Origin of the sequence: Actinacidiphila rubida (assembly GCF_900110255.1) — a bacterium.
Lineage (GTDB): Bacteria > Actinomycetota > Actinomycetes > Streptomycetales > Streptomycetaceae > Actinacidiphila > Actinacidiphila rubida.
The window spans coordinates 42,007-54,749 of sequence record NZ_FODD01000020.1; the positions used below are offsets into that span (position 1 = coordinate 42,007).

Here is a 12,743-nt window from a genome sequence, read left to right on the forward strand (position 1 = left end):
TTCACGGAGTCAGTGGAGTTCGCACTCCCACGGCTCGAAGCGCGCCTCTCCCGGGGGGAGTTGTCCCGTGCAGTACTGGTAGAGCCACGCCGCAGCGCGACGCTCCGCGTACTTCTCGTTCACCGGCTCCCCCTGCCCGTCCAGTTCGAGGACGTTGGCGAAGATGGCGAAGCAGATCTCCATCTGCGAGGGCGACTCCCTCAGGTGCTCCCAGTAGTCGATCCCGGCCAGCATCGGGTGACCGACCGAGCCACGGGCGAGCCATCCGGCGAAGCGACGAATGGCTCGCGAGGTGCCGTGACTGAGATGTGCGGGCATGCGATGACCCTAGGCCTGCCCGAAGGGGAGGGGACGCGTGGGCGGCCGCGCGCGCCTGAGGGACCCGCAGAACCGGGGCGAGCGAGGCCCTGCGGAAGCAGTTCAGGCCGTCGCGCTGAGCGAAGCGTGAATGCGGCTGACGGCACGCAGGATCTCGTCCCGGTTCTTCGCCCGCTTGATCCACACCGGAAGGCGGGCCACCAGCGTCATCTTCCGGCCGGTGTCGTACCAGGGTGCTCGCTCTCGAAGCGAGGCTTGGACGAAACGGCGTATCACGTCGAGGTGTTCGAGGTTGTACGCCCACAGCCACCCGTTTCTAGTGCGGACCTGAAGCAGCAGGGGTGCACCGAAATACGGATCCGTCGCGCGCTGAACCGTGCCATGCACCAACGTCACGTGACGGCCGCTCCACTTCCGCGACAGACCGCAATTGCCACACACCATGCGCCTCGGCAAGAACAGCGCTCGACTTCTCCGCCCGGAGTCGTCGGGGGCCGGGATGACGCGTGCGGCCCGCCCGCAAGCCGGACATCGCACAAGGATCAGGCTGATGACGTCGTACTCGGTGCTGCGCGGGTCTCGGAACCGCGCGGAGTGCCGGGCCATGCGGAGATTATGCGGTCGACCGTCGGACCGATGCATCACCATTCGACTCCGCGAGACTCACGCTGATCACCGCTACGAGAAGGGGCGCCGGTCTCCCGGCGCGGCAGCCATCCGATCCGCGGCCGGCAGCTGTGCCACGGGCCCCGCGGCTGTGGGATCGTCGTGCGGTGAGAAACCAGCAGGCGCCCGTCGCAGGAGATCGCCCTGAAAGGGCTTACGGCACGGTCCCGTCCACCGGCAGAGCGCTGCGGGCCCGCTCGGGGCGCGGCCGGCTCGTCGGGGGCCCGGGGACGGCCGCGGCGTGAGCGCACTGAGGGCCGGGCGCATCAGGACCGGGCGGCTGGACCTGCTGCCGCTCCTCGTCGAGCATGCGGACGAGATGGCGCTCGTGCTGTCGGACCCGGCCCTGCACACGTTCATCGGCGGTGCTCCGGACACGCCGGACGCCCTGCGCTCGCGCTACCGGCGCATCACCGCCGGCTCTCCGGACCCGGCCGTGTCCTGGCTGAACTGGGTGATCCGGCTTCGTGAGGAGTCCTGCCTGACGGGCACGGTGCAGGCCACCGTCAGCCCATCCGCGCGCGGCCCGGTCGCCGAGGTCGCCTGGGTGGTCGGAACCCCGTGGCAAGGGCGAGGGCTTGCGACCGAAGCGGCCGCAGGACTCGTCGGCTGGCTGAGCGGACAGCCGGTCCACGCCGTCATCGCCCATGTCCACCCCGACCACCGGGCGTCCGCCGCCGTGGCCGCCGCCGTCGGGCTCGCGCCCACGGACGAACGGCACGAAGGCGAGATCCGCTGGCAGCGGTGCCTCAGCCGGGACTGAGACCGTGAGTCCCAGGCGGTGAGCCGTGCCGGTGCGGCCCCTCGGAGCGAGGGCCGCACCGGGCTCAGTGTCAGGGCGGGCGGAACTCACACCCGGGCCAGGGCGAGCCCGGGCTCACACCCGGGCCAGGGTGAGCCTGGGCTCAGTCCCGGGCCAGAGCGGGCGGGGCCGCGTTCACGCCCCAACTCGTCGGCTGGGACGAGAGGTTGACGTTGATCGTGCCGGACCGGAGCAGGTCCTGGTGGGAGAGCCAACTCTGGTTCAGCGCACCACCGTTCGTGCTCACCGACGACACGTACTGCATCTTCGACGCGTCGGCGCCGGGCGCGTTGATCGCGATGGTGTGCCCGTGCGCCGGCCGGATCTCGACCTTGTCGAACATAGGCGCACTGATCACGTACGTCGCGGAACCGGGCTGCGCCTCGAAGATGCCGGCCATGGCGAAGACGAGCAGGGACGACGTGGCGCCGAGATCGTCGTTGCCGGGCATGCCGTACGCGTTGTCCGTGAAGAGCGTCCGCAGCGCGCGCAGCACGGCCGAGGTCTTCCACGGCGCGCCCGTCCACGTGTACATCCACGGAGCGCTGAAGTCGGGCTCGTTGTTCGGGTTGAACGCGAAGTTGTTGTGGTAGTCGTAGGCGCCGGTCACCCAGGAGTCCTGCGCGGCCTTCGCCGGGTCGGTGAGCACGGTCGGCATGTCGAAGAACTTGTCGAGCCGCTGCTCGGCCTGCGCCTGGCCGCCCATGAGCCCGAAGAGCGTCTCCGGGTCCTGCTGGGCGAGCCACTGGTACTGCCACGCCGTGCCCTCGTGGAACGGGGCGCTCTGCGTGGGGTCGGGGTCGCCGGCGACGGAGCCGTCGGCGTTCCGCGCCACCGGGAACCCGGTGAAGCCCTGCGACGTGACGCCCGGCTCCCAGAGCTTGGTGAAGTCGTCGCAGCGCGAGGCGAGCGTCGCGGCCTTGTCCTGCTGCCCCAGGCTCTTCGCCATCGTGGACAACGCGCAGTCGGCGAGCGCGTACTCGAGCGTGGCCGAGCCCGCCTGCCGGCTGTCGCCGTACGTGTAGCCGGGCAGGTTCTGGTAGGCCACCCAGCCGTTCTTCACGTACGACGGATTGCCGTCACGGCCGCGGAAGATCGACTGGTCGGCGGGGACCTCGTTGACGTTCTTCCACAGCGCGTCGAAGAGCTGGTTCGCCGTACTGCCGTCCAGCAGGCCGCGGTTGTAGATGTCGACGATCCACGGAGTGATCGGGTCGCCGCTCATGACGTTGGTCTCGCTGTTGGCGAGCGCCCAGCGCGGCAACCATCCACCGTCCTGGTAGATGTGCAGCACGGACTTGGCCATGTCCGCGGCCCGGCCGGGTTCCAGCAGGTCCACCAGCTGGTTCTGCGAGCGGTACGTGTCCCAGAGCGAGAACATCTGGTAGTAGGTGGAGTCGGCCTGGTGCACCTTGTCGTCGAAGCCGCGGTAGCGGTGGTCGACGTCGGACCCGATCGCCGGGTCCAGCAGCGAGTGGTACAGCGCGGTGTAGTAGGTCCGCTGGTCCGCGGTGCTGCCACCGGCCACCCGCATCCGGTTCAACTCGTCCTGCCACGACGCGTGCGCGGCGGAGCGGGCCCTGTCGAAGGAACTCGGCTGCTCGGCAGTGCGGTTGAGGCGCGCGCCGTCGATCGAGGTGTAGGAGAGGCCGACGGAGGCGCCCACCTGGCCGCCGCCCTTGGCCGGGTCGAACGTCACCCACGCACCCGCGCGCTGGCTGCCGCGCGACGCGTCACGCTGGTTCGGCGTGAGCGTGTCGTCCGTCCACGTGCCGAAGCTCGCGAACTTCCGGTCGAACCTGGCGCTGAAGAAGATCCGGTAGCGCTCCTTGCCGGTCTCACCGCAGAAGTTGCCCCCCTGCAGCCAGCCCTCCACGGTGTCGTTCCCGACCACGTGGACGTCACCGGCGTAGGTGCTGCCGTTGCTCTGGCCGGCCTCGATGAGCACGTTCTCCTGCCCCGACCCGGCGGGGTAGGTGTAGCGCTGCTGGCCGGTCCGCTCCGTCGCGCTCAGTTCGCTCTTGATGCCGTTGTCGAACGTCACGCCGTAGTAGCCCGGTGCGCGCGTCTCGTGGTCGTGGCTGAACGTCGCGCCGTACTGCGCCGGGTCCGACGACGTCACGGCGCCGGTGGTCGGCATGAACCGGAAGTTGCCCATCGTCTGGCAGCCGACGCCCGACAGGTGGGTCATGCTGAAGCCGAGGATGCTGTTCTGGGCGTAGTCGTACGAGGCGTAGTGGTTCAGCTGCGTGTCCGGGCTCAACTGCACCATGCCGAACGGGACCGCGGCCCCCGGGAAGGTGGTCCCGTCCCCGTTGTTGCCGATCGAGGTGTCGACCAGCGTGGTCGGGTCCTTGGCGAATCTCGGCCCCGCGTCGGCGGCGTCCGCGAAGCCGCCGGTGGTGGCGGAGGTCACGGTGACGGTGGTGGCGAAGGCCAGGGCGGCAACCACGCGTTTCCACGCTCTCATGGCGATCCTTCCGTGCGACAACGTTGTCAGTCCCGCCCGACCGATCCTGGCCGCTTGGCGCTGCACCGTCAATCCCCCCAGGCTCATGCGTTGCGGTCGTCCCGGGCGGCCCGGCGCCTGCGCGCCGGGGTGGGCGGTCGCCGTGGAGTGGCGCGCCGTGCGGTCGTTTCCGGACGTCGCATCCGGCCTCGGGTCGGCGGTCCTGCGCTGGGGTCATCGCCGATTCATGCCTCGATGCGGACGGGAATGAATGACGTCAGGTCCGCCGCAAATCCGATGCATTCACCATTGCGGATCGTGTCAGGCTCCCGGAATTTCGGAATCCGATAATCCGCTCCCGTGTGAGCGGGTGCCTGATTTCGGCCAGCGGCCAAGGCTGGCGGAGACGGACTTCGGACGTGTGGATGTTCAGCCTTCAAAGAAATATTGATGCAATTGCCTTGTTGCATGCACCATGAAAGCCGGGCATGTCTGGACAAGGATGCATGAAGTGGGCGGAGAGGTTTTCGGTCAATGAGTTGAACCTCCCTTTACGGTCGAGTGCGGGCCTTCATAGGATCGATTCCGTTCCCAACACGGGGAATCAGGGGAGGGGATTTCGTGAAGATCAACGGGAGATCCGTCATATTCGCCGTCTCGAGCGCGGTCCTGGCGGTTGGAGCTGTCGCGGCGCCGGCCACCGCGGATGCTCATCACTCCGGTGCCGCCGTCACTGCCGGTGCCTCAGGAGCCACCGTCACCGTCCACCACCGCGGGGACGGCACCCAGCCGCCCGCGGAGTTGGGCAACCCCTCGGAATGGGGTGAGGTGACGTTCACGATGAGCGCCTCGGCGGGTACCGTCAGCCCGATGTCGGAAGCGTGCACCAACCCGTCCAGCGGGGGGACCTGGTGTTACGGCTGGTACTCGACCGGGCTCACGCCGCCTCAGAAGTTCTGCTACTCGAATTACCTGCAGGAGACGAAGGGGCATGCGTCCACGGTGAAACTCGCGGGCGGCACGCGCCGCGTGCACGCCCTGGCCGGCGACGTCTCCGAGGCGAACCTCACCGCGGGATTCGCCTACACCTGTTCCACCTACTACAGCGTCGACTAGCCAGGCGCTGAACCCCACCCGGCGGTAACTCCACCGAACATGGGGTAGGTTGGTGCGCCGCTCTGAGCCTGCCCGGTTTGCCCGCGCGGACTCGGAGCGGCGCCATCTCCAGCTCTGGCCCACTCGCTGAACGGGGAAGTGACATCGCACGCTTCACGGGTGCTCGCGTCGTGCCGGTCGCCGGCTCTCTCGGGGCGGGGCTCCTGCTGGGGCTCGCGGGCCCCGTCGCCGGGAAAGGGGACAACGCCGCCTGTACCGCCGCGAGTATCGTCCTTTCCAGCGGCTGGCCGTGGGCCTGTTACGCGTTCGTGGTGGGTTTCCTCCGCCGGTCAAGGATCGAATCGGCGGTGCTGGCGTCCTTGGGTCTGGCAGTCGGCGTGATCACGTACTACCTCTTCAAGGACATGGACCCCACCGTTCCGATCGGAATGGATTCCGCCACCTCCGTTCCGGACGGCCTGAGATCCGGTGCCTCCAGCGGGGGGCAGATTCTCGTGTGGGGAACAGCGGCGTTCCTTTTCGGTGCGCCGGTAGGACTCGTGGGGAACGTCGCGCGCACGCCCGGAGTGGGCGGCCTTCCGTTCCGTCTGCTCGTTCCGCTCATCGCCTTCTTCGAGGGCACCGAGCGGCTGGGTACCGAGGCTCACGCGCAGGGGACGACGTTCTCCCTGACCTGGAACGTGGTGCGGGTCGCCGCGATCCTTTCCGCTGCCGCGCTCGTCGGCCACACGGTGTGGAGCCGGCGCGCCAGGCGGTACGACACCGAGGAGCCTGCGGAAGCCGGCCTGGCGGAGAAGCGCCGCTGACAACCGGCGCGACGGACGGCCACCTCACCCGCACTTCCGCGAAGCCCGTTCGGTCCGCGGGTCCGCGCTCTCAACCACCCACGCCCGAGCGTCCGTTCGCCCCCGCGGGAACGTCCGCCACCAGCCGCGGCCGCCCACCGGCCGGTAGACTCGCCGCCGGCGAGGAGAGCCGCGGGGACCGCGTCCCCGGACGGGGCACCGCAGGCTCTCATGGGGACGGTTCGAGCGAGGGGCGGCCGCGTGTCCACGGGGAACATGTTCAGCGTCTACGGGCGGATGACCGCGCTGCCCGGCCGGCGTGACGAGTTGATCACCGTGCTCCGCGAGGGCTTCCTCGCGGGCGGCGACGACAGCGGCCTGCTCACCTACAGCATCAACACGGCCTTCGACGACCCGGACACGATCTGGCTGACGCAGCTGTGGATCGACAAGGACGCGCACGACGCCACCACCCGCTCCGAGCCGGTCGCGGCCGTGAGCCGCCGCCTGCCTCCGCTGCTGGCCCGGCAACCCGAGGGCTTCTACGGCCGCGCCGTCCACGTCCACGGCCTGACCCCCGGTCCTGACCCCCGGTCCTGACCCCGGGTCCTGACCCCCGGTCCTGACCCCGGGTCCCGACCCCCCGGGTCCTGACCCCGAGTCCCGACCCCCGGGTCCTGACCACGCGGCGTCAGCTCAGGTACGCTCGCCACACCCTTGGCCGGTCCGCGGCCCGCTCCACGAGCCGCCCGCCACCCGCCCACCCGCCCGCTCCTCGCCCCGCCGCCGGCCGCCTCACGCGCCCGGCGCCGGTGCCTTCCCGTGCCGCTTCGCGAGCAACCCGGCCAGCACCATGGTGAAGACGCCGATCGCGACGCCGCACAGCGTCCACAGCACCCGGTCGCCCTCGGCGCCGTAGTCGGAGGGCTGGGGGAGGTCCACCAGGATCAGCGCGGCCGCGGCGATCACGGCGGTGTAGAGCGCGTAGTTGCAGGTGCGTACCGCCACGCCGTGCATCAGCAGGACGAGGGCGACGACCTCGAGCCCGTGCGTCACCGCGAACAGCTTGCGGCCGGTCTCGGCGGCCGGAATCAGCAGGAGGAGCCCGGCCACGACCGCGCCGATCACCGCCCCCGCCAGCCGCTGCAGGGCCGTGACGGTGGCCTGCTCCAGGCTCGGCTTCATCGCGACCAACGTGGCGATGGGCAGCCAGTAGCCGTGGGACAGGTCCAGCCCGAAGGCGAGCGCGACGGCGCCGGCGAGGGCCAGCGCGCGGATGACGGCGAACGCGATCACCGCCGCGGTCAGCGGGCGCCGCGACGTGTCACCGGGGAGTTCCATCAACGGTTGGGAGGAGTCGTGTCGCCCGCCGACCAGCCACCACAGGAACTCCACCACGATCCACAGCGCCGACCCCGCGGCCCAGGAGGCCACCTGAGCCCAGGTGTAGTCGGTGATGCGGGAATGATGATGGAGGCTGACGGCGACCCCCAGCGCGACGATGAACCACACGTTCAGCAGCATCGCCGTGACGAATCGGCGGACGCCGAACGTGACGGCCAGGCCGCACACCACCGTGACGAGGAAGGTCGCCAGCACCAGCCAGCCCCACGCTTCCCCGCCGATCCCGAAGGCCAGGGCGGTCAGCCCTGCCCCGAGCAGTCCGAACACGGACAACCGCACGGCCCGGTCGCCGAACCCGCCCCCCGGGTCGGACAGACCCGTCAGCACCACGCCGAACACCGCGCTGAGCAGGTACTGCTCGTAGCCGATCGCCCAGAAGACGATCATCGGCACCAGCAGCACGTCCAGGACGGCCACGCCCCGCGCCCAGTTCAGCTCCCCGCGCTTCAACGCGAACACCTGGGACAGCCAGCCCCTGACCTTCCCCGCGTGAGCGGGACCCTGCTCCTGTCCGCTCACACTGGCCATGACGGTCCTCGCTGGGTCGGGTGGCGCGCCGTGCCGCACCTGCCCGCATTCTGCGACCGGACCGGGACGGCCGCGAAGCGACCCGCAGGGGGCCGGGGGAAGACGGCCGGTCCGTCAGCCGTACGGCGCTGCGCCGCGTCACCCTCCTGGTGGTCCCCCCGAAGGACCCCGTGGGCCCGTGGGCCGGGCGGCCGTCGGTGATCCGTCCGCGCCGCGCGCCGTGCGCGCACCGGCCGGAGGGACGGGCGGGGCGCACGGGAGTGCGGTGCGGAACCGTCAGCCGGCGGCCGGGGCGTCGATGACCCGCGTCCACCCGACGGTCAGGGCCCACTGGTTGTCCAGGCCACCCGTCACCGAGACCGCGACCGACGTCTTCGCGCTGCCGAGCGCGATCTCGTTGGAGACGCCCGGGCCGGAACCGCAGGCCACCTCGGACGACGCGATGTCGCCGAGGTGCACCAGGACGCTGCCCGGTCCGCTGCAGAGAGCCACCACGTCCACCGTGCCCTTGGGGATGCGGGGGAGCGTCGTCAACCGCACGGACCCCCGCCCGCCCGCGGTGCGGAACAGGATCTTCTGCGAGCTCAGGGGCAGGCTCGGCGCGTGCCCGGGATCGTAGGCGCCGGCCGGCCGGACCGCCGGCACCTTCCCGCTCGCGGACGGGGAGGGGGACGGGGGCGGGGACCCGAACGGGGATGCGGACACGGACGAGGACGGGGGCACGGCCCTCGCCGCGGCCGGCTGTCCCGACCCCGAGCAGCCCACCACCCCGCCGACGAGCAGTACGCAGCACCCGGCCACGGCCGAGCGCTTCACTCTTTCCACAGACATCCGGTTCTCCCACCACGGCCACGGAGTTCGGCGACGCCGGCACGGCCGGTGGACCCCCCCCGTCCGCTGTGCGTTGACCAGGCGAGACGTTAGACGGCCGCGGACGGAAAGGGAACACGTGCAGGCGCCCGGGAACGCCACGGCGGCTCCCTCACCCGCGAGACGGTCCTGCGGCCGGCGTGCCAGGATGCATCGTCAGAGGTTTGCCGCCCGGGGCCCGTTGAGCCCTTGCCACTGATCCAGCGGAGCAACGGCCCGCCCCGGAGGCCCGGATGCCCTACTACCTGCTCACCGTCGAAAGCTCGCGCCGCTCCGGCTTCGGCCACCAGGTCGAACCCACCGTCAGCATCATCGAGTTGGCGTCCCGCGTGAACGACCTCGACGTGCCCCTGCCCGGCGACCGGCTCCTGCTCCGCCTCCCGGACGGGGGGACGTGGACCGCCCCGCTGGCCCAGTTCGGCATCGAGGCGTGGCGAGGTGACGACGGGAAGGCCCACAGCCGCAGCGATCCCGCCGACCCGAGGTTCACGCTCGCGATCGGCGGCCAGGGCGGGCCCGACGAACTGCCCGTGGGAACGCGGATCCGGCTCGACGACACCGTGCCGACGCAGGGCCACCGGACCAAGGGCTGGAAGTACATCATCGAGGCGCTCGCGTCGGCACCATGGCAGCGGCGCGACCCGGACGCGACCGCCGACCCCGACGCGACCGCCGAGCCGAACGCGACGGCCGACCCGGACCCGGACGAGGCGCGATAGGTTCGGGACCAGCGGAGTTGACTGGTCCCGAGCTGGGGGAGCGTGCCGTGGCCGCCGAGAACACCGAGATCGCCGAGCACGAACTGACCTCTCCCTGGCAGGGCTTCCTCGCGGGGCCGACCGAACGGGCCCTCGAACGAGGCGAATCGGTGACGGGCTCCGCCGCGGGACGGCCGGCGGCAGGCGTCGTCGTGCTGTCCGGATCGAGCGGTCGCATCGAGCGCGACCGGTGCCGGCTCCTCGCCCGCGCGGGCGTGACGGCACTGTCGATCCGCTGGTTCGGCGGGCCCGAACAACCGGCCGGTGTCTGCGAGATCCCGCTGGAGACCTTCGCCGCCGCGACCGAGCTGCTGCGCGACCGCGGCGCCGCGCGCGTCAGCCTGCTCGGCGTCTCCAAGGGCGCCGAGGCGGCGCTGTCGCTGTCCACCGTCTCGGGCTGCGCCGACGCCGTGATCGCCCTGGCCCCGACGTCGGTCGTCTGGGCCAACGTCGGCCCGGGCCGGGACGGCCACGACCGCCCCTACCGTTCCTGCTGGACATGGCAGGGCCGCCCCCTGCCGTTCGTCCCCTACGACGAGACCTGGACGCGACGGGAGCCGGAGGGCGCCCCGGTCTCCGTCCTCGGCTGGTACGAACGCAGCCTCGCGACCCACGCCGACCGGCTCGCCGCCGCCGCGATACCGGTGGAGGCGACCGCCGCCGACCTGGTGCTCGTCGCGGGCGGCGCGGACCGCATGTGGCCCTCCCTGCGCTTCGCCCGCGAACTCGCCGGCCGGCGTGCCGCACACGGCATCGGCACCACACTCGTCTCCCACCCGGACGCGGGCCACCGGGTCCTCTTCCCCGACGAGGTCCCCCCGGCGCCGTCCACCACCTTCGACCACGGTGGCAGCCCCGAGGCCGACGCGGCCCTCGGCACGACCGCCTGGCCCACCGTCCTCGCCGCCCTTCGCGGCGCCTGAACACCCGTGCCCCACTGCGGTCGCGGCCTGACGCGAGGCGGAAGGATCACGCCCCATGAGTTCGGGTCAATGGACCACCCACCACGTCGTCCTGGACGCCGCCACGGTGACCAAGCGCTTCCGCCGGGGGAGTTGCGAGGGCGCTACCCGGGAATGGCGTGCGCTGGAGCTGCTCGCGCGCCACGCCCCCGGGCTGGCTCCCGTCCCCGTGCGTGCGGATCTCACCGCCGACGAGCCGGTGGTGGTCATGTCCCGTTTGAGCGGGCGGCCGTTGAGAGGCCTGCCGCTCGGTGACGACCAGGTCGGGGCGCTGGCCGCGGCGATGGCCAGGGCGACCGAGGCCGTGCCGCGGGATGTGCTGGCCGGCGTCCCGCCGCGGCGCGGACATCCGGGAGAGCTCATCGGCCACGTCCGTGCGTGGTTCCCGACGGCCCGGCCGCATGCCGGGCGCGTGGTCGGGGCGGCCATGGACCAGGGCATGGAGTGGCTGGCCGGTTCAGGGGAGGCGGCCTGCCGCGGGCCCCGACTGCCCGGCGTCTTCGGTCGGGGTGACGGGAATCCCGCGAACTTCCTGTGGGACGGCCGGCGCGTCCTGATGGTCGATTTCGAGGACTCCGGGCGCAGCGACCGCGCTTTCGAACTGGCCGAGATCACCGAGCACGTGGGCAGTTGGGTCGAGGAACAGCCTCTCGACGTCGCGTCGTTCCTCGGCCACTTCGACCTGACCGCCGACGAATCCGCCCAGCTGGTGACCTATCGCCGTCTGCTCGCCCTCGTATGGCTGTTCCTCCTCACCTTCGACGACCCCCAGGCGCCGAGGAATCCCCCGGGGACCGCCGCACGGCAGGCAGCCCGCCTGCGGGAACTGCTGGCCTGAGCAGCCCTTCCGCCAGCACCGGTGGCGAGCCGTCGCGGTCGCCGCGAGCCACGGGGGTCGTCGCGCCGGGGTCGTCGCGCCGGGTACGGACGCCTATTGCGACAGCGGCCCGGCGTCGAATGCCCGTCCTTGCGGCCCGAATTCCCCGTACCGGCATCCGCACCGACAATTGGTCGGGAAAACAGTCCGTAACCCCGGCGTACGATGACGTGAAGGTCCTCTCCTCCCGGGAGTCTGTCGCCGTGCCACTCTTTCTCGTCGGATCGCGGGCGAGCAATCTCGCGAAAACGCAGGTGCGCGCTTATCTCGCGCCCCTTCGGGAGCGATTTCCCGACGTGACGTTCACCCACCGCGTGATTCTGGAAGGCGGCGACAAGGACCGGACCTCGCGCATGGCGGACGTGTCGGCCGTGAGCGGCGGAAGCGCGTTCAGCTCGGCACAGGAAGCCGCCCTCGCCCGCGGGGACGTGGACGTCGTGATCCACTCGCTCAAGGACCTGCCGACGGCGAACCCGCCGGGCCTGACGCTGCTGCCCCCGCCGGGACGCGAGGACGTACGGGACGCCCTCTGCGGGTCCACGCTCGCCGGACTGCGCAAGGGCGCACGCGTGGGGACGGGAGCGCCGCGGCGCATGGCCCAACTCCTCGCCGTCCGGCCGGACCTGGAGGTCGTGCCGATCCGGGGGAACGTCCCGCCCCGGCTGAAGAAGATCGAGACCATGGGTCTGGACGCCGTGGTCCTGGCGGCCGCCGGCCTGCGCCGCCTCGGCCTCGACGAGGCGATCACCGAACTCCTGCCGCTGGACACGTTCCCGCCGTCCCCCGGGCAGGGCGCCCTCGGCATCCAGGTCCGCGAGGACGACCGTCCCCTCCACGACCTCCTCTCCACCGTCGGCGACCACGCCGTCCACGCCCAGGTACGCGCCGAACGCGCCCTGCTCGCGGAGCTGCACGGCGGATGCAGCGTGCCCGTGGGCGCCTACGCCGAGACCCGGCCGGACGGCTCCCTCACCCTCCACGCCCAGGTCACCTCGCTGGACGGCACCCAGCGCGTGTCCGGCTCCGTCTCCGGCCCCTCCGACGCCCCGGAACGCCTCGGCACGACCCTGGCCGACCACCTCGTCTCCCAGGGCGCCCGCGCCATCCTCACCGCCATCCGCGGCGACGCGGGGGCGTAGCGCGGCCGAGTGAGGCTGCGGCGGCCGGTGGAGCGCTTCCCCGTGGAGCTGCGACGAGCGGCCGTCGAC

Annotated in this window: 13 protein-coding genes; 8 read left to right on the forward strand and 5 right to left on the reverse strand. The window is 71.5% G+C overall.

Annotated elements, in window-relative coordinates:
• Window positions 1-9: 9 nt before the first annotated feature.
• Both BMW99_RS20495 and BMW99_RS20500 read right to left on the reverse strand, forming a co-directional pair.
• Entirely contained in the window at window positions 10-318 is a 309-nt protein-coding gene (locus tag BMW99_RS20495) for a DUF7677 family protein (protein ID WP_069463344.1), read from the reverse strand.
• Window positions 319-420: 102 nt separating this feature from the next.
• A complete protein-coding gene (locus tag BMW99_RS20500) occupies window positions 421-924 on the reverse strand; it encodes a hypothetical protein (RefSeq protein ID WP_069463348.1) in 504 nt (167 codons plus the stop codon).
• A 301-nt stretch (window positions 925-1,225) separates the two neighbouring features.
• Between BMW99_RS20500 and BMW99_RS20505 the strand changes: the two genes are divergently transcribed.
• On the forward strand, window positions 1,226-1,747 hold the full coding sequence (locus BMW99_RS20505) for a GNAT family N-acetyltransferase (RefSeq protein ID WP_069463343.1): 522 nt from the start codon (window positions 1,226-1,228) through the stop codon (window positions 1,745-1,747).
• A gap of 142 nt (window positions 1,748-1,889) precedes the next feature.
• On the opposite strand, the gene BMW99_RS20510 is transcribed toward BMW99_RS20505, so the two are convergent.
• A complete protein-coding gene (locus tag BMW99_RS20510) occupies window positions 1,890-4,256 on the reverse strand; it encodes a GH92 family glycosyl hydrolase (protein WP_079138377.1) in 2,367 nt (788 codons plus the stop codon).
• An 849-nt stretch (window positions 4,257-5,105) separates the two neighbouring features.
• Between BMW99_RS20510 and BMW99_RS42170 the strand changes: the two genes are divergently transcribed.
• The 3 genes from BMW99_RS42170 (at window position 5,106) to BMW99_RS20525 (ending at window position 6,736) form a co-directional block, all read left to right on the forward strand.
• Window positions 5,106-5,351: a lactococcin 972 family bacteriocin gene (locus tag BMW99_RS42170; RefSeq protein ID WP_245791557.1), complete on the forward strand. Its 246-nt coding sequence runs from the start codon at window positions 5,106-5,108 to the stop codon at window positions 5,349-5,351.
• A 170-nt stretch (window positions 5,352-5,521) separates the two neighbouring features.
• Window positions 5,522-6,157, forward strand: coding sequence for a hypothetical protein (locus BMW99_RS20520; RefSeq protein ID WP_245791558.1), 636 nt, complete (start codon window positions 5,522-5,524; stop codon window positions 6,155-6,157).
• Between the two features lie 240 nt (window positions 6,158-6,397).
• Window positions 6,398-6,736 carry a putative quinol monooxygenase gene (locus BMW99_RS20525; RefSeq protein ID WP_075017298.1) on the forward strand — a complete coding sequence of 113 codons (339 nt, stop codon included), beginning with the start codon at window positions 6,398-6,400 and terminating at the stop codon, window positions 6,734-6,736.
• Between the two features lie 195 nt (window positions 6,737-6,931).
• Here BMW99_RS20525 and BMW99_RS20530 read toward each other — a convergent pair whose 3' ends face one another.
• Both BMW99_RS20530 and BMW99_RS20535 read right to left on the reverse strand, forming a co-directional pair.
• On the reverse strand, window positions 6,932-8,068 hold the full coding sequence (locus BMW99_RS20530; RefSeq protein ID WP_075017299.1) for an FUSC family protein: 1,137 nt from the start codon (window positions 8,066-8,068) through the stop codon (window positions 6,932-6,934).
• Window positions 8,069-8,344: 276 nt separating this feature from the next.
• The gene (locus BMW99_RS20535; RefSeq protein WP_143080550.1) at window positions 8,345-8,899 is read right to left on the reverse strand and encodes a hypothetical protein; all 555 of its coding nucleotides are present in this window, start codon (window positions 8,897-8,899) and stop codon (window positions 8,345-8,347) included.
• Window positions 8,900-9,171: 272 nt separating this feature from the next.
• On the opposite strand from BMW99_RS20535, the gene BMW99_RS20540 reads away from it, so the two are divergent.
• From BMW99_RS20540 to hemC, 4 genes are all read left to right on the forward strand, one after another.
• Window positions 9,172-9,657: a hypothetical protein gene (locus BMW99_RS20540; RefSeq protein ID WP_075017301.1), complete on the forward strand. Its 486-nt coding sequence runs from the start codon at window positions 9,172-9,174 to the stop codon at window positions 9,655-9,657.
• A gap of 47 nt (window positions 9,658-9,704) precedes the next feature.
• Window positions 9,705-10,619, forward strand: a complete 915-nt coding sequence (locus tag BMW99_RS20545; protein ID WP_245791559.1) for an acyl-CoA thioester hydrolase/BAAT C-terminal domain-containing protein — start codon at window positions 9,705-9,707, stop codon at window positions 10,617-10,619.
• Window positions 10,620-10,674: 55 nt separating this feature from the next.
• Entirely contained in the window at window positions 10,675-11,496 is an 822-nt protein-coding gene (locus BMW99_RS20550; RefSeq protein ID WP_069464982.1) for a phosphotransferase, read from the forward strand.
• Window positions 11,497-11,738: 242 nt separating this feature from the next.
• Complete coding sequence (gene hemC, locus BMW99_RS20555) at window positions 11,739-12,674, forward strand: hydroxymethylbilane synthase (RefSeq protein ID WP_069464985.1); 936 nt, start codon at window positions 11,739-11,741, stop codon at window positions 12,672-12,674.
• Window positions 12,675-12,743 lie beyond the last annotated feature (69 nt).

Coding starts and splice junctions, on each gene's coding strand:
- BMW99_RS20495 (WP_069463344.1), bottom strand. CDS start 318: ATGCCCGCACATCTCAGTCACGGCACCTCGCGAGCCATTCGTCGCTTC.
- BMW99_RS20500 (WP_069463348.1), bottom strand. CDS start 924: ATGGCCCGGCACTCCGCGCGGTTCCGAGACCCGCGCAGCACCGAGTAC.
- BMW99_RS20510 (WP_079138377.1), bottom strand. CDS start 4,256: ATGAGAGCGTGGAAACGCGTGGTTGCCGCCCTGGCCTTCGCCACCACC.
- BMW99_RS42170 (WP_245791557.1), top strand. CDS start 5,106: ATGTCGGAAGCGTGCACCAACCCGTCCAGCGGGGGGACCTGGTGTTAC.
- BMW99_RS20530 (WP_075017299.1), bottom strand. CDS start 8,068: ATGGCCAGTGTGAGCGGACAGGAGCAGGGTCCCGCTCACGCGGGGAAG.
- BMW99_RS20535 (WP_143080550.1), bottom strand. CDS start 8,899: ATGTCTGTGGAAAGAGTGAAGCGCTCGGCCGTGGCCGGGTGCTGCGTA.
- BMW99_RS20540 (WP_075017301.1), top strand. CDS start 9,172: ATGCCCTACTACCTGCTCACCGTCGAAAGCTCGCGCCGCTCCGGCTTC.
- BMW99_RS20550 (WP_069464982.1), top strand. CDS start 10,675: ATGAGTTCGGGTCAATGGACCACCCACCACGTCGTCCTGGACGCCGCC.